General features: G+C 66.3%; 15 protein-coding genes and 1 pseudogene. 9 read left to right on the forward strand and 7 right to left on the reverse strand.

The window, feature by feature from the left end; all coding sequences use genetic code 11:
* Positions 1-31: 31 nt before the first annotated feature.
* Genes O7597_RS03435 through O7597_RS03450 form a run of 4 tightly spaced genes read right to left on the reverse strand, consistent with a single transcriptional unit; the run spans position 32 to position 2,332 of the window.
* Complete coding sequence (locus tag O7597_RS03435; RefSeq protein ID WP_269737703.1) at positions 32-796, reverse strand: ABC transporter permease; 765 nt, start codon at positions 794-796, stop codon at positions 32-34.
* Positions 793-1,605, reverse strand: a complete 813-nt coding sequence (locus tag O7597_RS03440; protein WP_281581994.1) for an ATP-binding cassette domain-containing protein — start codon at positions 1,603-1,605, stop codon at positions 793-795. The genes O7597_RS03435 and O7597_RS03440 overlap by 4 nt, the downstream gene beginning before the upstream one ends.
* A complete protein-coding gene (locus O7597_RS03445) occupies positions 1,602-1,982 on the reverse strand; it encodes a DUF1048 domain-containing protein (protein WP_269737705.1) in 381 nt (126 codons plus the stop codon). The genes O7597_RS03440 and O7597_RS03445 overlap by 4 nt, the downstream gene beginning before the upstream one ends.
* Positions 1,983-1,984: 2 nt before the next feature.
* Complete coding sequence (locus O7597_RS03450; protein WP_332317107.1) at positions 1,985-2,332, reverse strand: PadR family transcriptional regulator; 348 nt, start codon at positions 2,330-2,332, stop codon at positions 1,985-1,987.
* A gap of 481 nt (positions 2,333-2,813) precedes the next feature.
* Here O7597_RS03450 and O7597_RS03455 point away from each other — a divergent pair.
* Positions 2,814-2,969, forward strand: a pseudogene (locus tag O7597_RS03455) (cupin domain-containing protein); the annotation flags it as partial.
* A 54-nt stretch (positions 2,970-3,023) separates the two neighbouring features.
* Here the strand turns inward: O7597_RS03455 and O7597_RS03460 are convergent.
* Positions 3,024-3,164, reverse strand: a complete 141-nt coding sequence (locus O7597_RS03460) for a hypothetical protein (protein WP_269738764.1) — start codon at positions 3,162-3,164, stop codon at positions 3,024-3,026.
* A gap of 514 nt (positions 3,165-3,678) precedes the next feature.
* On the opposite strand from O7597_RS03460, the gene O7597_RS03465 reads away from it, so the two are divergent.
* Positions 3,679-4,518, forward strand: coding sequence for a hypothetical protein (locus O7597_RS03465; protein WP_269737707.1), 840 nt, complete (start codon positions 3,679-3,681; stop codon positions 4,516-4,518).
* On the opposite strand, the gene O7597_RS03470 is transcribed toward O7597_RS03465, so the two are convergent.
* On the reverse strand, positions 4,484-4,960 hold the full coding sequence (locus O7597_RS03470) for a DUF488 domain-containing protein (RefSeq protein WP_269737708.1): 477 nt from the start codon (positions 4,958-4,960) through the stop codon (positions 4,484-4,486). The two genes, O7597_RS03465 and O7597_RS03470, sit on opposite strands and share 35 nt — an antisense overlap.
* A gap of 284 nt (positions 4,961-5,244) precedes the next feature.
* Between O7597_RS03470 and O7597_RS03475 the strand changes: the two genes are divergently transcribed.
* Complete coding sequence (locus O7597_RS03475; RefSeq protein ID WP_269737709.1) at positions 5,245-5,553, forward strand: PASTA domain-containing protein; 309 nt, start codon at positions 5,245-5,247, stop codon at positions 5,551-5,553.
* Between the two features lie 336 nt (positions 5,554-5,889).
* Here O7597_RS03475 and O7597_RS03480 read toward each other — a convergent pair whose 3' ends face one another.
* Positions 5,890-6,495 carry a TetR/AcrR family transcriptional regulator gene (locus tag O7597_RS03480; protein WP_269737710.1) on the reverse strand — a complete coding sequence of 202 codons (606 nt, stop codon included), beginning with the start codon at positions 6,493-6,495 and terminating at the stop codon, positions 5,890-5,892.
* Between the two features lie 132 nt (positions 6,496-6,627).
* Here O7597_RS03480 and O7597_RS03485 point away from each other — a divergent pair, with 132 nt between their 5' ends.
* From O7597_RS03485 to O7597_RS03510, 6 genes are all read left to right on the forward strand, one after another.
* Positions 6,628-7,731, forward strand: a complete 1,104-nt coding sequence (locus O7597_RS03485) for an aldo/keto reductase (protein ID WP_269737711.1) — start codon at positions 6,628-6,630, stop codon at positions 7,729-7,731.
* Between the two features lie 245 nt (positions 7,732-7,976).
* Positions 7,977-8,894 carry an NADP-dependent oxidoreductase gene (locus tag O7597_RS03490; RefSeq protein WP_269737712.1) on the forward strand — a complete coding sequence of 306 codons (918 nt, stop codon included), beginning with the start codon at positions 7,977-7,979 and terminating at the stop codon, positions 8,892-8,894.
* Positions 8,895-9,475: 581 nt separating this feature from the next.
* Positions 9,476-12,994: a helicase-related protein gene (locus O7597_RS03495; RefSeq protein ID WP_281581995.1), complete on the forward strand. Its 3,519-nt coding sequence runs from the start codon at positions 9,476-9,478 to the stop codon at positions 12,992-12,994.
* Between the two features lie 514 nt (positions 12,995-13,508).
* A complete protein-coding gene (locus tag O7597_RS03500) occupies positions 13,509-16,277 on the forward strand; it encodes a DUF1156 domain-containing protein (protein WP_281581996.1) in 2,769 nt (922 codons plus the stop codon).
* 62 nt (positions 16,278-16,339) lie between these two features.
* Positions 16,340-19,729 carry a Swt1 family HEPN domain-containing protein gene (locus O7597_RS03505; protein WP_281581997.1) on the forward strand — a complete coding sequence of 1,130 codons (3,390 nt, stop codon included), beginning with the start codon at positions 16,340-16,342 and terminating at the stop codon, positions 19,727-19,729.
* A gap of 31 nt (positions 19,730-19,760) precedes the next feature.
* Entirely contained in the window at positions 19,761-21,749 is a 1,989-nt protein-coding gene (locus tag O7597_RS03510) for a DUF262 domain-containing protein (RefSeq protein WP_281581998.1), read from the forward strand.
* The last annotated feature ends 18 nt before the right edge of the window (positions 21,750-21,767 follow it).

Raw genomic sequence — 21,767 nt, forward strand, 5'->3', positions numbered from 1 at the left:
TGTGGACGTGACGCCGCCTTTCTGCGCTCGGCTAGCTGATCTTCTTGCGGTAGATCGCTGTCGCGCCGAGGTACGCGACCACGAGCAGCCCGACGCACCAACCGAGGGCGATCCACAGGTCGTTGCCGACGGGTTCCTGGGCGAACAGCGCGCGGAGCGTGTTCACGATGGACGTGACGGGCTGGTTCTCGGCGAACCACGCGACCGGGCCGGGCATCGAGTCGGTGGGGACGAACGCCGAGCTGATGAAGGGCAGGAAGATCAGCGGGTAGCTGAAGCCGCTCGCGCCGTCGATGGTCTTGGCGGTCAGGCCCGGCATCACGGCGATCCAGCTGAGGGCGAGGGTGAACAGGATCAGGATGCCGGCGGCGGCCAGCCAGTCGACCACGGACGCGCTGGTGCGGAAGCCCATGATCAGCGCGACGCCGATGACGATCACGAGCGAGGCCAGGTTGGCGATGAGCGAGGTCAGGACGTGCGCCCAGAGCACGGAGGGACGCGAGATCGGCATCGACTGGAAGCGCTCGAAGATGCCGCCCTGCATGTCCAGGAACAGCCGGTACGCGGTGTAGGCGATGCCGGACGCGATGGTGATGAGCAGGATGCCGGGGAGCATGTAGTTGATGTACGACTCACCGGTGCCGGTGTTGATGGCTCCGCCCAGCACGTACACGAAGAGCAGCAGCAGCGCGATCGGGGTGATCGCGGTGGTGATGATGGTGTCCGGGCTGCGGAGGATGTGACGCAGGGAGCGGCCGGTGAGGGTTCCGGTGTCGCTGAGGGCGTGGGCGGTCATCGGGATTCCTCTCCTGCGGGCGTGGCCGGCTGGTCGGCGATGTCACTGGTTTCGCCAACGAGGGCGAGGAAGACGTCCTCGAGGCTCGGCTGCTTCTCGATGTACTCGACCTTGGCGGCCGGGAGGAGTTGCTTCAGCTCGGTGAGGGTGCCGTTCTGGATGATCGTGCCCTTGTGCAGGATCGCGATCCGGTCGGCGAGTTGCTCGGCCTCGTCGAGGTACTGCGTGGTCAGCAGGATGGTCGTGCCACCTTCGGCGAGCTGCTTCACCGTCTGCCAGACCTCGATGCGGGCCTGCGGGTCGAGGCCGGTGGTCGGCTCGTCGAGGAAGACGACCGGCGGGTTGCCGACCAGGCTCATCGCGATGTCGAGCCGGCGGCGCATACCGCCGGAGTACGTGCCCGCCTTGCGGTTCCCGGCATCGGTGAGCGAGAAGCGGGCGAGCAGATCGTCGGCGATCGCGCCCGGGTCCTTCAGGTGACGGAGCTTCGCGACCAGGATCAGATTCTCCCGGCCGGTGAGCACCTCGTCGACCGCGGCGAACTGGCCGGTCAGGCTGATCGACTTGCGTACCTCGGCCGGCGCCGAGGAGACGTCGAACCCCTGGACGGTGGCGGTGCCGCTGTCCGCCTTCAGCAACGTCGACAGGATCCGCACCAGCGTGGTCTTGCCGGCGCCGTTCGAGCCGAGCAATGCGAAGATGCTCCCCGCCGCCACGTCGAAGTCGACGCCCCGCAGCACGTGCAGGTCCTTGAAGGACTTGGTGATGGCCTGCACCCTGATCGCTGGTTCGCGAGCCGTGGTGGTCATTCGCTCTTCTCCTCACCGTTGTTGTGGTCAGCAGCGTCGATCGCCTTCCGCAGGCGCTCGCGCTCCTTGTCAATCCACTGCCTGCCGGCGTACGCCTGCAGGAACGTCTCGGCGAACTCGACCGGGTCGTCGCCGACGATCGCGCGGACCGGCGTTCCGTCGGCGACGGCGCGCTCCCAGAGGTCGACGAAGTCGCCGAGCATGGTGGTGAGCGTGTCGCCGTCGAGAATCGCGCCGTGGTACATGAAGTACCGGTGCAGCGCCTTGGCCGCGCCGCGATAGGGCTCCGGCAGGGCCTCGATCCGGGCCATGAGGGCCCGGTACTGCTTCTTCTGCTCGAGCGACCCGACGAGTGTCTCGATCCACTTCGCGGCCATGCTCATGCTCCCTGGTCGTGTTGGTTGCCGTTGTGGTGAAGTTGCTCGATGCGGTCCGCGAGGACGCGCCACGTCCTCCAGAACTCGGTGAGTTGCTCGCGCCCCTTCGCGTTGAGCGTGTACACCTTCCGTGGGGGGCCCTTCTCGGAGGGGACCTTCGCCACGTCCACGAACCCACGCTGCTCGATGCGGACGAGCAACGCGTAGATGGTGCCTTCCGCGATGTCCGAGAATCCGCGGTCGCGCAGCCACGCGGTGATCTCGTAGCCGTACGCGGACTCCCGCGCCAGAATCGCCAGGACGATGCCTTCGAGCGTGCCCTTCAGCATCTCCGTCATCTGGTTGCCCACACCATCGCCCCCTCGCTACCAAGCGTCGCTGACTACCAGTAGACAGTAACACTAGGTACCGGTAGATAGCAACGCTGAATACCGAGGGGTTTCGGGGCGGTGGGACTCGACGCCGCAGTCCGCGCGTGGACCGCCGTCGCCACGGGTTGTTTCCTCGGACTCGGCCGGCGAAGCCCTCACGAGTCTGGGCCTGCCGCGTAAGTGTCGACTGCGCCTCGACGGAGACGACGTTGCGATCAAGCCGGACCTCCTGGTCAGAGCCCAGTGCGCAATCGATCGAGTCGGCGACCACACCGCCGCCCACTTCATCGAAGATTATTGCAGCTAGATCAGCGGTGGTGGAGGACCCGAACCACCATGTGGACCTTGCCTTTCCAGACGCCGGAGAAGGGCGAAAGGTCCGCCGTTCCGGCAGCTCCGCGACCGCCGCACAGGGCAGTGATCCAGCAGGCGCTCGGTGGCCGAGGCCGGGTGCCGCGCCGTGCGGCGCCGCCGGGCACAATTGGCCCGTGGACGACGTCGAGACGAGATCGAGTTCACCCTCCGAGGCAAGAAGCACGTCGTACGGGCCGGCTCCACGATCAACATTCCGGCCAACGCGCCGCACAACTTTCGCAAGACCTCAGGTGCACCGGCCCGCATGCTCTACATGTGCACCCTGGCCAGACGCGGGCCGCTCACCCGCCTGCTCCTAGCCGCTGACCCGCTGCAACAACGCCACCAGGGCGTAGACCACTCCGACCCACGCAGCCACCTGCCCTGCGCGGAAAAAGGCAGTGCCGGCGAGAAGGAATTTCATTCTCGCGGCCTTCTCAGCTTCGTCGGGGTTCATGGCGATCTCTCCACGTCTCGGCGCTCCGAGGCTGATCCTTCATCATCTGGCTCGCGATGGGAACGGCCTGATGTTGATGAACCACCCCTACGTCACCGGGAGCCCTACCTGGTCCCGAGCATGAGCCCCAAGCCGAACAGGAGAAGACCGAGGATGGTGGATGCAATGGTGACCGCATTCCACCCTGAAAACGTCCGGCGCGCCCAGTCCTCGAAATCAGATCTCACCAGCTGAGCAAAGCACCCCGACCCGAACGTCGCAAAGGTTGTCAACGCTGGCTGAACTCTTGGCTCCTCTGCTTCGGCCGAATGTTGACCTCTCGCCCGCCGTTGAACAGGGAAAACGGCTGGTGGCGCGGGCGGGACTCGCAGCCGCGACTACAGCCACTTGAACCACTCATGGCGTCGCACCACAAGCGGCACCACGCGCTCTATGCCGGTCCGTCGATCCGTGAGAATCTTAATCCCTCGCGTGACCGCACGGCTACCTACGGTTATCTCCGCTGGAGGCGCGAATGGCCCAGATGTCGCTCTTCGGTCCCAGTGGGGCCGGACCTGACCCGAAGCCGACCGACGACCGCACTGTACGGCTACAGCTCCTGATAACTGTTAAGGCTGCGCCCAACCCCTCAGAGAGGTACGGAGAGACCGTCTGCGTAGCGGGGCTGCGGACGGACGTGCTGAAACCGACGTGGGTGCGCCTCTACCCGATCAACTTCCGCCATCTGGACAGCGACGAGGCGTTCAAGAAGTACGACATCGTCTCCGTTGACGTCAAGCCGGCACGGCAGGACCAGCGGCGCGAAAGCTGGAAGCCGATCATGGAGCGGTTCCAGAAGGAGCGCCATCTCGACGGCTGGAGGTCGCGACGGCCGTTGCTTGACCCAGCTGTAGAGGATTCGATGTGCCGCCTCAACCGCGACGCCCAGGAACGCGCTGACGCGCAATCGCTGGCACTCGTGCGCCCCAAGGAGGTTCGCGGCCTCAAGGTCACGCCGCACCCCGGCTGGAGCGCTGACGAGCAGCGCAAGATTGAGGCTTACGCGAGTCAGCCCGACCTCTTCAGCGGCCGGAGCAGGTTCCCGCTACAGGCGCCACGCTTCAAGGCGGCGTACCACTACCGCTGCCACGAGCCTGGGTGCCACGGACACAAGCAGCACGTCATCGACTGGGAGCTGGTAGCGCTACAGCGTCGGCTCGCCGGCTACTCGGATGCCGCGCTGCGGGAAGCTCTGGAGGCCAAGTTTCTGCGGGAGATGTGTGCGCCGAATCGTGACGTCGCCTTCTACGTCGGCAACCAGGCCAAGCGCGTGCACGTCTTCAGCGTGCTGGGCGTGTACTGGCCGAAACGATAGGCATCCGGCGTTCGATGGCGCCTATCACGACCTGGCGGTGACAGCGACGCTCATCCGCCTCGAAACAGAGCAGCGCCACCAGCTCGCGTTGCGCCGTCTCCGCGAGCGCGTCGAGCGCCGCCAGTGACTCAGAGTGCTCCAGCCGAGAGGCGTACACCGCCCGCGCGGATCGCAACTCTTCGGGGTTGCCACCAAACCCAGGGCGGTTCTCCTTCGGGTTACCAAGCTCCCGGCGATGCTCGTATGCGATGCCCTGCGTCGCGAGCGCCTGACCGAGGGCCGACTTGCTGAAGCCGCGCTTGCGCGAAATCGGCGTCATCCGGATATCAACTAGGCGTGTGACGCCCATGTCCGCGAGGCCGTTCACGAACTCATCGATGGAGCGACCCTCGTAGCCGACACCCAGGATACCGGCCCGGTGACTTACGGCTAAGGCGCTCATCGGGACACCCTTTCATGACTCGTCGGCCAAGACCATCGGAACGGCCGAGAAATGCGCCACCCTTAACACCCGCGAGCGGTGGCGACCGCAGTTGGCGACGGGTCGATCCGAGTACTCTCGCCCCCGCAGACCGCGGTCCTCTTGTGTACTGGTCGCGGACCGCGCTGGTGAGGTGTCCACTAACGTCGCCCCAGCACGTCTTCTCGCGCGACGTCCTGTGCGGTGTGACTCTCAGGGAGGCTGGCGTGGTCTGGATTGGCCCGGCGGGTGAGAGGGAGACGAAGGTGCCTGACCTTGTCGGCCTGACCGTCGAGGCCGCATCGCAGGTCGCTACGGATCATCATGTGAGGATGACCAGCGGTGATCCGGACGGGCCGCCGCTGAGTGAGTTGACCTCATCGGGCGTATGGCTCATCACAGGCCAGGAGCCGGCAGCCGGGACGACGATGCGCCGCTATGGCTCGATGGTGGTCGCCGTTGAGGAGGTTCCGGACAACCTGGCCGGCGACCGTGAACCGCGCCGCCCGTCACCTCGTCTGGACGGTCTCGGTGCCGAACTGGAGCCGGCCACAGACAGTAATTCAACCCGGTAGACGTTCGTGGCAACCCACCAGCCGTCAGCCTTCGGTTCGGTGAGTCGGTTCGCGTCGCAGGACAGGCACCCTGCGAAGATCGATGCTGCTGTCGGCCGGCGTCGGTGACAGCCGTGCACCTGTTCGCCCCGTCGGTCGCTGTAGCTCGTCACTCTCCGTAGGCCGGTTCAGCTGTACGGATGGCTGCGAAGCCAAGCCGACGACCGAGCACCGGAGCCAGCGTCGGACTTCGGCCATTAGAGGTTCGCATGGCGGCTGCGGCAAGGCCAGGAACCGCAGGTCAGTTGAATGCGTGGGCCGGAGGTACCGCCATGCGAACCAGCCGCCGACCGGGCGTCAGGCCGTGCGGGCGCCAGCCCGCAGGCGTTCGATGGTGAGGTCGAGAACGGCCTCGAGGTGATCGATCTTCCCGGTGGAGAGCAGCAGCAGTACGCCGCCCTGAATGCCGGCCAGCAGCGCCGCTGCGGCGCGGTCGGCGTCCACCTCGGCGGCGATGTCCCCGGTCGACTGCATATGCCGGATGCCCTCGGTGATCGCCGCCTGCCAGCGCCACATGAGCCCGGTCACGATGGCCTGGGCGCCCGGCGCGCGCCGGCCGGTCTGACCGAGCAGACCGTTGAGCGGGCACTTAACTCCCTGCGCGAGGTAGCGCTCGATGAGCCGGTCGCGCCACGCCAGCCAGGCCGGCCAGGAGGTCAGGTTGCTGAGCATCGGCTCCTGGTCGATGAGGACCTGGTCGGCCTCGTGCTGGGCCACCGCGAGCAGCAACTCCTCCTTGCCACCGGGGAAGTAGTGGAAAAGTTGACCCTTGCTGGTGCCGGTCTGGGCCATCACGTCCTCAAGGCGTACCTCATCGACGCCGCGCTCCCGAATTTCGGCGGCCGCGCCGACGACGATCCGCGCCCGGGTCGCCTCGCCCTTGCGGGTCAACGCCCGTGTCATTGGGACCTCCTGGTCTGCATCTGCGGGTCCAACCCTAGCTCAGGTTTGGACTTGCAGGTCCATTTTTAGCGAGCAAAGGTCTGGACACGCGGTCCGCACCCGGGCCGACACCATGATCGGGAGGACGCAACGATGAACCACTACTACCTGCTCGGGCGGTCCGGTCTGCGAGTCAGTCGGCTGGCGCTGGGCACCATGAACTTCGGCGTCGACGGTTTCCATGCCGCGTACGGCAAGCTCGAGGAGGAGGCCGAGCCGATCTTCCGCCGATACCTGGAGGCGGGCGGGAACTTCATCGACACGGCGGACTTCTACACCGCCGGGGAGAGCGAGAAGATCCTCGGCCGCCTGATCGACCAGGCCGGCGACCGCGAGCGGCTCGTGCTCACCAGCAAGTTCACCAACACCGTCGACCCGACCGACCCGAACGCCAGCGGCAACGGCCGCAAGCACATCATGCGGGCCGTGGAGGCGTCGCTGCGTCGGCTCGGCACCGACTACATCGATCTGTACCTGCTGCACACCTGGGACCGGATCACCCCGGTCGAGGAGGTCGTGCACACCCTCGACGACCTGGTGCGCGCCGGCAAGATCCGGTACGCCGGCCTCTCCGACGTGCCCGCCTGGTACGCGGCCCGGGCGCAGAGCTACGCCGAGGCGCACGGCCTGGCCCCGATGATCAATCTGCAGCTCCCCTACTCCCTGGTCGGCCGGGGCATTGAGGCGGAGTACGTGGCGATGGCCCAGACCGTCGGCATGGGGCTGACCGCGTGGAGCCCGATCGCCAGCGGCCTGCTCAGCGGCAAGTACCGGCGCACCGGCGACGGCCTGAGCGGGACCGGCCGGTTGACCAATCCCGAGGCCGGAGGTCGCGCGGTCAGCCCCAGCGAATGGCAGGTCATCGAGGCCCTGGAGAGCGTGGCCGCCGAGCTGGGTCGCAGCATGGCCCAGGTCGCGATCAACTGGGTCGCCACCCAGCCAGCCGTCGCCTCGGTGATCATCGGGGCGAGCAGCGCCGAGCAGGTCGGCAGCAACTTCGAGGCGCTCGACTTCGAGATTCCCGCCGACGCCCGTCGCCGCCTCGACGAGGCCAGCGCCCCGATCCTCGGCATGCCGTACGGCATGTTCACCCCGCAGTACCAGTCCTGGGTGGTGAGCCCCGGCCTCGGCGTCGGCGACAAGCCGGCCGGCTACGCCCCGCCGGTGTTCAACGGCGCCGCTCAACCCACCAAGTGAAGGAACCTGACATGACACAGAGCAACGACACCCTTTTTTCGTGAGTTCGTCGAGGCGTTCAACACCAAGGACGCGGACCGCCTCGCGCCCTACCTGCACCCCGACGGCAAGATCGCCGCCCGGCGCGACCACAACAACCCGCAGTACGCCAGCAAGCTCGTCAGCGGCTGACCCGCCCGCGCGACCGTGGCCACGAACCCGCCCCCCGGGTCTCGTGGCCACGGGCCCGACCTCCTGGAGAAGACATGCACGCCATCCGGATGCACGAGTACGGCGGACCGGAGGTGCTCCGTTACGAGGAGGCCCCGATCCCCGTCCCCGGGCCCGGCGAGGTCCTGATCAGGGTCGCCGGCACGTCGTTCAACCCGGCGGACGCCATCATCCGGGCCGGAATCCTGCGCCACTCTCATCCCGTCCGGATGCCGCACATCCCTGGCACAGACGTCGCTGGCACGATCGTCGAACTCGGCGCGGGCGTCACCGACCGCGCGACCGGCGACCAGGTCATCGCGGCTCTGCCGCGGCCGGCGGACGGCGCTACCGGGGAGTTCACCCTCGCACCGGCGGCGACGGTGGTTCCCGCGCCAACGAGCATCCCGCTCGCCGACGCCGCCGCCCTCCCGGTCGCCGGGCTCACCGCCTGGCAAGGCATCCACGACCATCTGCGGGTCCGGCCCGGTCAACGCATCCTGATCAACGGCGCAGGCGGCGGCGTCGGTCGGTTCGCCGTGCAGTTCGCCAAGCTGGCCGGTGCCACCGTCGTGGGCGTCGCAGGCCCGGCCAGCATCACGGCAGCCCAGTCGGCTGGCGCCGACCAGATTCTGGACTACACCGTCGACCGGCTGACCGAGCCGGTCGACGCGGTGTTCAACACAGCACCCATCGACGGGTCCGGCCTGAACCTGCTCGTCACCCTCATCGAGCCGGAGGGTCAACTGGTCTCCATCACCTCGTCCGCGTCAACGGACCGCCGCCACGCGGTACGCGCGATGGTCATGACCGTCCGCCGGGATCCCGCCCAGCTCGACGCGATCGCTCGCCTGGCGGATGCGAACCAAATCTCGCCGGGCGTCAGCGAGCGTCTCCCGATGACCGAGATCGTCGAGGTGCACCGTCGTCACAGCGCCGGCCGCCTCTCGGGCAAGGTCGTGCTCAGTCACTAGGCCCGGCACGGACGGCGCAGGCGGATCGGGCCAGTTGCAGACCGAGCCGACAGCCAGCGAACCGCTCGAAGAGCGTATGGCGTCCACTATTCCTCCAGGCGCCACTCCGGCGGTTCGCATGGTGACCACATCCCGCCACGAACCAGCAGGTCAGGAAAACGGCTGGGTGGGGCGGAGGTACCACCATGCGAACCACACCATCACGATCGCAGGTAATCCGCTACCGCTGGTTTTGCCCAGCTCACGGGGTTCGGGCTGTGGCCGGTGACCCCCGCCCGGTGGGCCGCGCCTCCGGTGCGGTTCGATGCGGAAGAGATCAACGGGTTCAAGCTCTCCTCGACCTACATGACCATGCCGTCGCCCGGACGGCGGCATCCGGCCGCTTTGACGGGTGACGCGACCGCCCACCTTGCGGGCGATCCGCTTCGGACGCCGCCGGCGCCGCAGACCAGTTGTTCGAGATTCAAGGCGGGGAGAGGCGAGTCCTTGCTGTATGAGAGGCTAGCCGATCCGGCGGTGTCGAAACGGATAAGCGATGCCGCACCACTGGATGGATCGTCGAGCCCTCAGGGACCGTGACTGTGGTTGAAGAGCCGATAGCCACCCTGGATCAGGGCATGCGGGTTGTCGGTCTCGTGCCTGATAACCCGGTCACCATCTTGGCTGTTCAACCGGTGGGTGCCGTCGCATTGAAGGTTACCTACGAGTTTGGTGACGGACGAACCGGCCAACGTCTGGTCTATGCCAGTGAGTTGTCGACTCTAGAGGTTGACACACCCGCCGAGCAGCGCAGGTTGTTCGACGCCGATGGCGTGGCCTTCCGGCTCGTCGCTGAGGCATTGCGTATCAGGATGGCCGGGCAGTTCGACCCGATGCTGGCGGTACACACCAGTGAGCTGGAACCACTGCCGCACCAGATCCGGGCCGTCTACGGCGAGTTGCTGCCGCGTACGCCTCTGCGGTTTCTGCTCGCCGACGATCCGGGGGCGGGCAAGACCATCATGGCCGGCCTCTACATCAAGGAGCTGCTGCTCCGGGGTGACGTGGTCCGTTGCCTGGTCGTCGCACCTGGCGGCCTGGTCGAGCAGTGGCAGGACGAACTACTGGACAAGTTCGGTCTCCGTTTTGACATCCTGACCAGGGATCTGACCGAGGGGAGCACCGGCGCGAGCGTCTTCGAGCGGCATCCGATGATGATTGCCCGGATGGACCAGCTCTCCCGTTCGGACGAGCTGCTGGCCATGCTGGAGCGCAGCGAGTGGGACTTGGTCGTGGTCGACGAGGCGCACCGGATGTCGGCTCACTACTTCGGGCGGGAGCTGAAGACGACCCGGCGCTACGAGCTGGGCCGCATGCTGGGCAGACTGACCCGGCACATGCTGCTGATGACCGCCACCCCACATGCCGGTAAGGAAGAGGACTTTCAGCTCTTCCTGGCGCTGCTCGACCGGGATCGGTTCGAGGGCCGGTATCGTCCGGGCGCACATAGCCTGGACACCAGTGGTGTCATGCGACGAATGGTCAAGGAGGAACTGCTCCGGTTCGACGGCACAGCATTGTTTCCCGAGCGGAGAGCGTCGACCGTGCCGTACCCACTCTCACCGGGAGAACAGCGGCTCTATGACGAGGTCACCGCGTACGTACGCGGTGAGTGGAACCGGGTGGACGCGCTCAGGCAGGCGGGTGAGGGTGGCCGGGGCAACACCGTGGGGTTCGCGCTGACGGTACTGCAACGGCGGCTGGCCTCCAGCCCGGAGGCGATCTGGCGGTCGCTGGAACGACGCCGCAATCGGCTGGAGAACCGTCGGCAGGAGATGGTGTACGGACGGCCGCAAGACACGCTTACCAACCGCCGGTTCGTCCAGCTGATTGCTGGCACCGGCTCTGACCAGCTCGAATTGACCCTGGAAGAGTTCGACGCCGACGAGGTGGAGACGGTCGAGGAGGACGTGGTCGACGCGGCGACCGCCGCCCGTACTGTCGCGGAGCTGGACCATGAGATCACGGTCCTGGTTGAGTTGGAGGCGCTGGCTCGCCAGGTCCGTAACGCGGGCGATGACCGCAAGTGGGGCGAGCTACGGGAGTTGCTGCTCGATCCGGTTGCGATGCGGGACTCCACCCGCCGGTTGCGCAAGCTGATCATCTTCACCGAGCATCGGGACACCCTGAGCTACCTCGTCGAGCGGATCGGCGCCCTGATCGGCCCGCATGCCGTGGTCGCGATTCACGGCGGCGTACGCCGACAGGACCGCCGGCGCATCCAGGAGACGTTCACCCACGATCGGGACTGCGTGGTGCTGGTGGCCACCGACGCGGCCGGCGAGGGCCTGAACCTCCAGTGCGCCAACCTGATGGTCAACTACGACCTGCCGTGGAACCCCAACCGGATCGAGCAGCGGTTCGGCCGTATCCACCGCATCGGCCAGACCGAGGTTTGCCATCTATGGAACCTGGTCGCCAAGGACACCCGCGAGGGAGCCGTTTTCCTACGCCTCTTCACAAAGCTGGAGGAGCAGCGCCGGGCGCTCGGCACCGACAAGGTCTTCGACGTGCTCGGCGAGGCGTTTGACGGCCAACCTCTGCGCGAGCTGCTGATCGAGGCGTTGCGGTATGGCGACCGGCCCGAGCGGCGGGAGTGGCTCACCAAGGTGATCGATGCCAGGGTCGGTGACGGGCTCGCCGAGCTGCTGGCCGAGCGGGCGTTGCACCGGGACCTGTTCTCGCTGGCGGACCTAGAGACGATCCGCCAGCAGATGGAGGAGGCCCGGGCGCGGCGGTTGCAACCGCACTTCGTCGAGGCGTTCTTCCTCCGCGCCTTTCCAGCGTTGGGCGGGCGGATCAACCGGCGGGAGTCCGGCCGGTGGGAAATCACCCACGTGCCGGCGGCGTTGCGGGATCCGAGTGCCCCGACCGACCCGTCGAGTCCGGTGCTCCGCCGCTACGAGCGGGTCTGCTTCGACCGGATCCATATCCGGCCACCGGGGCGCCCCCGAGCGGACCTGCTCGCTCCGGGGCACGCGTTGCTCGATGCGGTGGTGGCGGCGGTCATCGAGCGGCACGGCACGCTCCTGCGGCAGGGCGCGATCCTGGTGGATGAGCGAGACGCCAGCGACCAGCCGCGGCTCCTGGTGGCGCTGACCCAGCAGTTGACCGACGGGCACGCCCCGCCACGGGTGGTCTCCGAGCGATTCGAATTTGTCGAACTTGTCGGTGACGGGACGGCCCGATCCGCCGGAGTAGCGCCGTATCTCGACTACCGGTCCCTGCACGGTGATGAATCGGTGCTGCTCGTGCCGATCATCGAGGCCGGCTGGTGGGTCGACGGCGCGGAGGATCTGGCCATCGCGTGGGCCGTCGAGCATGGCATGGCCGAACACCTGGCCGAGGCGCGTGAGCGGATCGGTGCGCTGGTTCGGCGGACGCGCGAGCAGGTCACCCAGCGACTCACCCAGGAGATCAACTACTGGTACGGCGAGGAGGGGCGGCTGGCAGCGGCGGTCGCCGCTGATCGCCAGGTCATGATGCGGCCGGAGACGGCCCGCCGCCGGGCCGAGGATCTGGAACGCCGGCTGGAGCGGCGTATCGCCGAACTGGACCGGGACGGTGCGGTGATGCCACAACCGCCGACGCTGGCCGGATTGGCACTGGTCGTGCCGCAGGGGCTGCTCGACCGGCTGGCCGGCGGCCCCGCAGCCCACGCGACGGATCCGGCGAGGGTGGACCGCCGGGCGGTAGCGGCCGTGCTCGCCGCCGAGCGGGCGCTGGGCCGCGAGCCGCAGCCGATGCCGCACAACAATCCGGGGTACGACGTACGCAGCTGCACCCCTGACAGCGGCGAGCGGATCGATATCGAGGTGAAAGGCCGGGTGGCCGGGGCGCGAGACTTCTTCGTCTCCCGGACTCAGGTATTCCACGCCAAGAACGTTGGGCCGGCGTACCGGCTGGCGCTGGTCGCGGTGGATCTGGCGCGCGGTCCGGAGTACGACGAGGTGCGCTACCTGGCGAACCCGTTCCTCGGTGCCGACTTCGGCGACTTTGAGTCGACCGGGATCACCGGCGATTGGGCCGACAACTGGGCGCGGGCCCGCCCACCCTGGTGAGCGAGGTGTCCCTGTTCCAGAGCCTTCCACCTGCTCGTGACCGCGTCGATGCCGCTCGTCATCTGTTTCCAACTGGCCAGCTGTGTGACCGGGCCAACTTGTCGAGTCGTTCCAGCAACGGTCGACCCATGGGCACATTACAACTAGTCATTCGAACGCCTGTGCGTGATTCCAATTCCCGTGCCACCCACCTGCCTACATACAGTCCGAGTCTTTCGAGCCGGCACGTCTTGGGCGTTACTCTCAGCAAGGCCCCCTTGGACACCCCTTTAATGGCGCACCCTTTTACCCATTGATAGCAATGTTGTCAATGCCCTTGTCTTGTACTTGTCAGCACATCCGTCCGTCAGTGCCATCGACAGCACTCGCTTGTATGAGGCTTTTTCGCTGCGGTCTGGATAGTCTCGTGGCTTCCTTGAAGGTTCAAAGGTCGCGATATGACGCACTGGCAAAACTGAATCGGCCTCAATAGCGTCGGTGCGCTCCCAGACTGACGCTAGGGGGGTCGAGAGCAATGGAGTTCCGTAAGCGGAAGCTGATCGAGGTGTCGCTGCCGCTTGAGGCGATCAACAAGGAGTCCGCCCGGGAGAAGTCGATCCGACACGGGCACCCCTCAACTCTGCACCTCTGGTGGGCTCGACGCCCGCTCGCGGCCTGCCGTGCCGTGCTGTTTGCCCAGCTCGTGGATGACCCGTCATCGGACCCGGCCCTGTCCGAAGAAGATCAAATTCTGGAGCGCAAAAGGCTGCACAACCTCATCGAGCGCATGGTCGTCTGGGAGAACACAAACGACGAGGCGCTGCTTGAGGAGGCACGGAGGGAGATCTGGAAGTCGTGCGGCGGGAACCCGCCGCCGATCCTGGACCCGTTCGCCGGGGGTGGCTCGATCCCACTGGAGGCCCAGCGGCTCGGTCTGGAGGCGCATGCATCCGACCTCAACCCGGTGGCCGTCCTGATCAACAAGGCGTTGATCGAGATTCCGCCGAAGTGGGCCGGACAACCGCCAGTGTTTCCGGGGGCCGCATCATCTCGGATCGGTGGCTGGCCCGGCACAACGGGCCTCGCCGAGGACGTGCGCCGGTACGGACAGTGGATGCGGGACGAGGCCGAGAAGCGAATCGGGCACCTTTATCCGAAGGCGACGCTGCCGGACGGCAGCAAGGCCACGGTCATCGCCTGGATCTGGGCGCGCACGGTTCGCTGCCCGAACCCCGCGTGCCGGATCGAGATGCCGCTCGTCCGATCGTGGTGGCTGGGCAAGAAGAAGGGCAAGGAGGCGTACGTCATCCCGTCCGTCGTGGGCGGCAAGGTGACCTTTGCGATCGGTCACGATGTGTCGAACGCCCCGACGAAGGACAACGACGGCACGGTCAGCCGAACGGGCGCGATCTGCATCGGGTGCGCCGAGCCGGTACCGCTCTCCTACGTGCGCTCGGAGGGCAGGGCGAAGCGGATCGGTGCCCAACTCATGGCCATCGTTGCCGAGGGTCGGCGTCGGCGTGTCTATCTTCCGCCTTGCGGTGCTTCCCATATGCCGGTCGATAACCTAATCATTCCTGAAGTGCCTGATACGGAGTTGGCGCTGGATCCGCGGAATTTGTGGATCTCGGGCTACGGGATGCTTCGGTACGCTGAACTTTTTACTGGGCGGCAGTTGGCTGCACTTGTTACCTTATGCGACCTTGCAAGAGAAGCCCGTGACATAGTGGCAGGCCATGCCATGGTGGCATCTCATAGTCGAGGCGACGATCGTTCTCTATCGTACGCTGATGCAATTTCCGGATATTTGGCTCTCGCCGTGAGTCGACTTAGTGACTACAGTTCGACGGTCAGCACGTGGATGCCTGACCCCAAAAATGAAGGTATTCGCAACGCGTTCGCAAGACAGGCGCTACCCATGACCTGGGACTATGCAGAGGTCAACCCGTTCAGCAATTCATCGGGCAACTTGGATTTTATGTTCCGCGGCATAGTCCGAGTTCTCTATCAGTTGCGCCCCGGCAAAGTAGGGTATGTCGTTCAGTCCGACGCAGCTACTCGAACGGCCGCCGCGAGGGGCGAGCTGGTCTCGACAGATCCGCCATACTACGACAACGTGTCCTACGCGAATCTTGCCGACTACTTCTACGTATGGCTTCGTCGGGCGCTGGCTCCGCGATTTCATTCCATATTCGAGACAATAGCAACCCCTAAAGACATGGAACTTGTTGCTGACCCCGTTCGGCAAGGTGGCCCCCTGGCGGCTGAAGAGTTTTTCCGAGAGGGATTTGAGCAGGTTTTTCGACGACTTTGCGACAATGCGCCAGTTGGATATCCGATTACCATCTACTACGCGTTCAAGCAGGCCGAGGCGAGTGGTGAAGGTAGCGCCTCTACCGGATGGGAGAGTCTGCTTGAGGGCTTAATCCGCGCAGGGTGGGCGATTACCGGCACTTGGCCAATTCGCACGGAGCGCGGCGGTCGAATGCGCGATATTGGATCGAATGCGCTGGCGTCATCAGTGGTCCTGGCGTGCCGACGACGGCAACAGCAGGCTGCGTCGACTGACCGGAGGGGCTTGATCGCTTATCTCCGTGAGGAGTTGCCGATTGCGCTTAAGGAGCTTCAGCAGGGGAACATCGCTCCCGTCGACTTGGCGCAGGCGGCGATTGGGCCGGGGATGGCGGTGTTCAGCGGCTATAGCCAGGTGACCGAGCCGGATGGTTCCCCGATGCGGGTGCGGACGGCGTTGGCGCTGATTAATCAGGTGCTCGCCGAGGTGCTGACCGAGCAGGAGGGCGACCTGGACGCCGACAGCCGGTTCGCGCTCAAGTGGTTCGAGCAGTATGGCTGGGACGAAGGGCCGTACGGCACCGCCGAGACGCTCGCCAAGGCGATCAACACCAGCGTGGCGGGGCTGGAGCGGGCCGGAATCTTCCGGGCGCGGGCTGGGAAGGCGCGGCTGATCACCCCCGAGGAACTGCCCGACGACTACTCACTGGTCGACGACGACCGGGTGGCGGTCTGGGAGGTTGTGCTGCACTTGGTGAAGCGGCTCGACACCCAGGGCATCGACTCGGCGGCCCGGTTCATGGCCGACGCCGGAGCCAGCCGTGGCGACCTGGACGCGGTCAAGGAGCTTGCCTACCTGCTCTACGCGATCTGCGAACGCCGCAAGTGGGCCAAGCAGGCGTTGCGGTTCAACAACCTGGTGAGCATGTGGTCTGACCTGGGCAGCGCTGCTCGCTCGATGCCGGTGGTCCGTCGCGAGCAGGCCGAGATCGACTTCGACGCGCTGTTCTGAGCCGACGCCAACCGACCAAGCCAATCCAATAAGCGACTCACGACGGCAAGGACTCCCCTCCCATGGCCATCAGCAATCGCGACCGGGTCAACCGGGCCTTCGAACTCTTCGCCGAGGGTGCCGCCCCGTTCGTCGACGAGCACATGACCGCCCACATGCGGGCCTCCGGCAAGGACGACTGGACGGCGGTAATCGTCGCCCGGGACGAGCAGCGCCACGGCCGCCGTACCACCATTAACAAGTCGGATCCGCAGGTCCAGATCCGGATGCTGCTAGAGGAGTGGCGGGCTTTCAGCAGCGTCCTCGGCCACAGCCACCGCAACCTCGCCGGCCTGCTTAAGGACGCCCGCAACAAGGTCGCCCACCACGAGCCGTTCAGCGCCGACGAGACCTACCGTACGCTCGACACCATCGAGCTGCTGTTGCAGGCGATGGGCGCGGCCGACCAGGCCGAGACGGTCCGCCGGGCCAAGATCGAGCACCAGCGGGCGGTCTACGCCGAGGAAACTCGCCGCGACACCAAGAGCAGCACCGCCCGGCTCGTCGAAGGGCTCGGAGTCAAGTCGTGGCGCGACGTCGTCGTGCCACATCAGGACGTTCGGGAGAACGCCTTCCACGCCGCCGAGTTCGCTGCCGACCTGTGGCACGTTGCGCACGGCGACGCGGCCAGCGACGAGTACGGCGACCCGGTCGAGTTCTTCCGCCGCACCTACCTGACCGAGGGGCTGCGGGACCTGCTGGACCGGGCAGTGCGGCGGGTCTCCGGCGACGCCAACGCCAGCCCGGTGGTCAACCTCCAGACCAACTTCGGCGGCGGCAAGACACATTCGATGCTGGCGCTGTACCACGTCTTCTGCGGCCGGCCACTCACCGCGTACCCGCAGGATGTGCAGGAGCTGCTCGCGGACCGCGACCTGACCAAGCTTGGCGAACGGGTGCGTCGGGTGGTCTTGGTCGGCAACCGGCTCGCCGCGCACGGGCTGCCGGCGAAGCCGGACGGCACTCGAATCAATACGCTCTGGGGAGAGCTGGCCTGGCAGCTCGGCGGGCGCGCAGCGTATGACAGCATCGCCGACTCGGACACCAGCCGAACCAACCCCGGGGCCGCGCTGACCGAGCTGATCGCCGCCTACGCGCCCTGCGTGATACTGATCGACGAGTGGGTGGCCTACGCCCGCGAACTGTTCGGCCGCGACGATCTGGCCGGCGGCACGTTCGAGACCCAGTTCACCTTCGCCCAGACCCTCACCGAGGCGGTCGCAGCGGTGCCCGGTGCGCTACTGGTCGTCTCCATCCCGGCCTCGCACCGTCCGGAGGATTCGCACCGCGCCACGGACCTGGAGGTCGGCGGACCTAACGGCCAGGAGGCGCTCAACCGGCTACAGCACGTGGTGCGCCGGCTCGCTGATAACTGGCGACCGGCCAGCGCCGAGGAGTCTTTCGAGATCGTGCGACGTCGGCTCTTCGAGACCCCGAACGGAGACGCGCTGCGGGACATCGCCGCCGTCGCGCATCAGTTCACCCGGTTCTACCACCAGCACAAGGGCGAGTTTCCCAGCGGATGCTCGGAGCGGGAGTACGAGCAGCGGATCCGGGCTGCCTACCCGATCCACCCGGACCTGTTCGACCGGCTCTATGGCGACTGGTCCACCCTGGACCGCTTTCAGCGCACCCGGGGCGTGTTGCGGCTGATGAGCAAGGTGATCCACACGCTCTGGATCTCCAACGATGCCGGCCCTCTGATCATGCCGGGCAGCGTGCCCTTGGACATCTCCGCTCCCCGGGACGAGCTGACCCAGTATCTCGAAGACTCCTGGAAACCGATCCTTGACAAGGACGTGGATGGCCCGCAGGCCACCCCGGCCGCCATCGATGCCACCCGCCCCGCCTTCCAGCAGCGGGCGCTCACCCAGCGGATCGCGCGGACGATCTTCCTCGGTTCGGCACCCACCATCAAGAGCGGCCACAAGGGCATCGACCAGCAGCGGATCTGGCTGGGGGTGGCGATCCCCGGCGACGTCGTCGGCAACTTCGGGTCCGCCCTGCACCTGCTCGGTGAGCGCGCCACCTACCTCTACAGCGACCGGGGCCGCTGGTGGTACGACGTCCAGGAGTCGGTCGCCCGGACCGCCGCCGACATTGCCGACCGGCTGCGAGAGCGCCCGGAGGAGGCATGGGCACTGATCGTCCGCCGGCTACGGAAGGAGCAGGCGACCCCCGGCGACTTCGTCCAGGTGCACGCCGCCGCGGATGACAGCGGCGACATACCCGACGATCCCGAGGCCCGGCTGGTCATCCTGCATCCCCGCTTCACACACACTCGCGGGGCGACCGACTCCGAGGCCATCGGTTTCGCCCGCAACGCGCTCGACACCCGGGGCAGCGCCCAACGGGTGAACCGCAACATGCTGGTCTTCCTCGCCCCCGACCACAAGCGGGTGGCCGAGCTGGAGACGGCGGCCCGGCAGTTCATCGCCTGGGACCAGATCCACAACTCCCGCGATGAACGCAACCTCGACACGGCGCAGCGCAAGCTTGCCGAGACCCGTCGTACCGAGGCCGACCACGCGATCAACCTGCGCATCCCCGAGACCTACATCTACGCCCTCGTCCCGGTACAGCCGCAACCGGACCGACCGGTGGAGTGGGAAACCGTCCGGGCCGAGGGCTCCACCGCCGGTCTCGGGCCGCGAACCAGCGCCAAGCTGCGGCAGTCCGACCTGCTACGGGTACAGCACGGGGTGCGCAATATCCGGCTGGATCTGGAGGACCCGAAGCGGCTCGGTTCCCTCTGGGAACGCGGGCACATCAGCGTCGGCGAGCTGTGGGCACTCTACTGCCGGTACCCGTACCTGGCCCGGCTGCGGAACCGGCAGGTGCTCGATACGGCGGTGCGGTACGTGCTGGACGAACTCGCCTGGACGGTGGCCGGGTTCGCGCTGGCCGTCGGCTACGACGACAACGACGGGCGTTACCTTGGCCTGGCGCTGCCGCACGAGGACAGTTTCGGCCAGATCGTCGACTCCACACTGATCGTCGACGCTGGACGGGCGCGGGCCCAGCGGGACTTGGAAAACACCGAGCGGCGGGCCGAAGAGGCTCGCCGGCAGGGCCTCGAGGTCAACGTCGTTGTGCCGGGCGTCATCCACCTTCCGAAGGACAGTGGCTCCGAGCCGGTGGAGCAAGATGATTCCCTGACGTCGTCGCAGCGCCCGAGGCGGTTCTTTGGCGTTTACCGCGTTGACCCCAACCCGCTGCGTCGCATGAAGCTGCTCACCGACCTAGATCGGGAGGTGCTTCAGCATTTGACGGCAGACCCGGGTGTCGAACTCACCGTTTCAGTGGAGATCACCGCGGTCCAAGCGACGGGCTTCAGTGTGGATCGGGTGCGTACGGTCCGGGAGAATGCCCGTGCCTTAAGGTTCGAGCAGGCCGAGTTCGAAGACGAATGATCAATTCCTCTCGCCGTGGAGGCATCACCCCGTGCACGTCGAACGAACTGAGCGGTCGATCGGAGAGTTGATCGACCAGATTTCGAGCGCAGAGATCCGGCTGCCGGAGATCCAGCGGGAGTATGTCTGGAAGCCGACACAGATCGCCAAGCTGATGGATTCGATCTATCGGGGCTACCCCTTCGGGTCACTGCTGTTCTGGCAGACCAACGACATGCCGGAAACCAGGGAGATGGCGGTGACCGGGCTCGACGTCCGACCCACGCGACCCCCACTGTTTCTCCTCGACGGACAGCAGCGACTCACCTCGCTGCACCGGGTCTTCACCGATCATCCAGAGGCCCAGATCGTGTTCAACGTGGAGGGGGAACGCTTCCAGAACCAGAGCGCCGCCACCCGCCGAGATCCCAAATGGATCAAGGTGTACGACGTACTCAACCCCGAGGCCAGCATGTTGCGGATCACGCAACGGATGCTCGATGCGGGCACCACCCTTCCCGATCATGAGATCGAACGACGTCTGAGCAAGGTCAAGCAACTGCGCAGCGGGCGCTTCATGATGGAAGTGCTGAAGGGCTTCCCGTACGAGGAGGTCGCGGAAATTTTCGTACGGGTGAACAGTGGTGGTCGTCGGCTAGGCACGCTTGACCTAGCCATGGCCACGCTCTCTACCCGATGGACCGGAGTGCTGGCCAAGCTGGAGCAGGAAGCCGACTACTGGCGATCCCAGGGTTACGGCGGTATCGACGTCAACTTTCTCTCCCGGGCGCTGGCCGGCGTTGTCCTCGGTCGGGGTCTCTCCGCCTACTCTCACAGTCGGCTGCGTCAGGCCAAGGATGTAGAGCTGGCGCAGGGCTGGACAGTGGTGCAGCGCGGTCTACGCCGGTTGGTGCCGCTGCTGCGCTCCCAGCTCAAGTTGACCCGATCCGATCCGTTGCCCTCGCTGGTGGTGCTGATCCCGCTGGTGGTCGTACTCGGCAGGCCCGACGAGGAGCCGACCGACAGGGACACCATCAACGGCGTCATCTACTGGCTGCTGATCGCTACTGTGCGGACCCGCTACAGCGGCTCAACGGACACTCGGCTCAGCCAGGACATCCAGGCTGCGGAGAAGGGGGGCGGAGCCGTGCGGGCCCTCTTGGACAACCTGGACGTCGAGCACTCCCGGGTCGAGGTGACCGAGCGGGCGCTCGTGGGCCGCACCAAGGAGAGCTCGTACTTCTTCCTTAGTCTGCTCGTCGCTCAATCGAACGACGCCCGCGACTGGTGGTACGGAAGCGAGATCCTGCCCGGCGTGGACAGCGAACGGGGCATCGAGCAACACCACATTCACCCGCCGACCACCCTTGCCGACGCCTACGAGAAGGCCGAGATCAACGACCTGGCGAACCTTGCCTTCATCTCCGGGAAGGCCAGCAAGAAAATCGCCGGACGGTCTCCGGCCGACTACTTCCCGGAGCTGTCGAAGGACGAGTTGGCCGCCCACCTGGTGCCGTTGGACGAGGAGTTGCGTGATCCGGGTGCGTACCGGGACTTCCTGGCCATCCGCAGGAGTCTGCTGGCCCGCGCGATGAACGATCTGCTCGACCGGTTCCGTCCGGCGTGGCTCGATGCCGGGTCAGCCGTACCCAGTGACTCGACAACGGGCCTCGCCCTTGACCTCGCGCTCTACGAGAGTCCATGGGAGGACGGTCGGATGATCTTCATCGCCACGGGCGAGGGGGTCGACTGGACCGGTTCGGCACGGATGGCCGACCTGGAGAACGCGATCGAGTCGGCCCGGATCGCCGGTCTTGACAGCGATCTGGAAATTGCGGGTGAATCGGTGCCGGTGCGGATCGCCGAAGACTCGGTCGAGGTGCCGATCGGACCGTTCATGGTCGTCGGCACTCCGGAGGAATGGCGGTCAGTGCTCGATCGCGAGCGGGCGAGTGCCCGCCCAATGTCCGCCATTCCCGAGGTCCCACCCGCTCCATGGAACGACGAACGGGTCCGTTTCCCCGTCACCAACACAGAGTGACAGTTGCTGGAACATGAA

It is taken from the genome of Verrucosispora sp. WMMC514, assembly GCF_027497295.1.
In the GTDB taxonomy this organism is placed as follows: Bacteria; Actinomycetota; Actinomycetes; order Mycobacteriales; family Micromonosporaceae; genus Micromonospora; species Micromonospora palythoicola.

Excerpts from the sequence above, each read along its gene's own strand:
- O7597_RS03435 (WP_269737703.1), bottom strand. The coding sequence starts at position 796 with ATGACCGCCCACGCCCTCAGCGACACCGGAACCCTCACCGGCCGCTCC.
- O7597_RS03440 (WP_281581994.1), bottom strand. The coding sequence starts at position 1,605 with ATGACCACCACGGCTCGCGAACCAGCGATCAGGGTGCAGGCCATCACC.
- O7597_RS03445 (WP_269737705.1), bottom strand. The coding sequence starts at position 1,982 with ATGGCCGCGAAGTGGATCGAGACACTCGTCGGGTCGCTCGAGCAGAAG.
- O7597_RS03460 (WP_269738764.1), bottom strand. The coding sequence starts at position 3,164 with ATGAACCCCGACGAAGCTGAGAAGGCCGCGAGAATGAAATTCCTTCTC.
- O7597_RS03465 (WP_269737707.1), top strand. The coding sequence starts at position 3,679 with ATGGCCCAGATGTCGCTCTTCGGTCCCAGTGGGGCCGGACCTGACCCG.
- O7597_RS03470 (WP_269737708.1), bottom strand. The coding sequence starts at position 4,960 with ATGAGCGCCTTAGCCGTAAGTCACCGGGCCGGTATCCTGGGTGTCGGC.
- O7597_RS03480 (WP_269737710.1), bottom strand. The coding sequence starts at position 6,495 with ATGACACGGGCGTTGACCCGCAAGGGCGAGGCGACCCGGGCGCGGATC.
- O7597_RS03485 (WP_269737711.1), top strand. The coding sequence starts at position 6,628 with ATGAACCACTACTACCTGCTCGGGCGGTCCGGTCTGCGAGTCAGTCGG.
- O7597_RS03490 (WP_269737712.1), top strand. The coding sequence starts at position 7,977 with ATGCACGCCATCCGGATGCACGAGTACGGCGGACCGGAGGTGCTCCGT.
- O7597_RS03500 (WP_281581996.1), top strand. The coding sequence starts at position 13,509 with ATGGAGTTCCGTAAGCGGAAGCTGATCGAGGTGTCGCTGCCGCTTGAG.
- O7597_RS03505 (WP_281581997.1), top strand. The coding sequence starts at position 16,340 with ATGGCCATCAGCAATCGCGACCGGGTCAACCGGGCCTTCGAACTCTTC.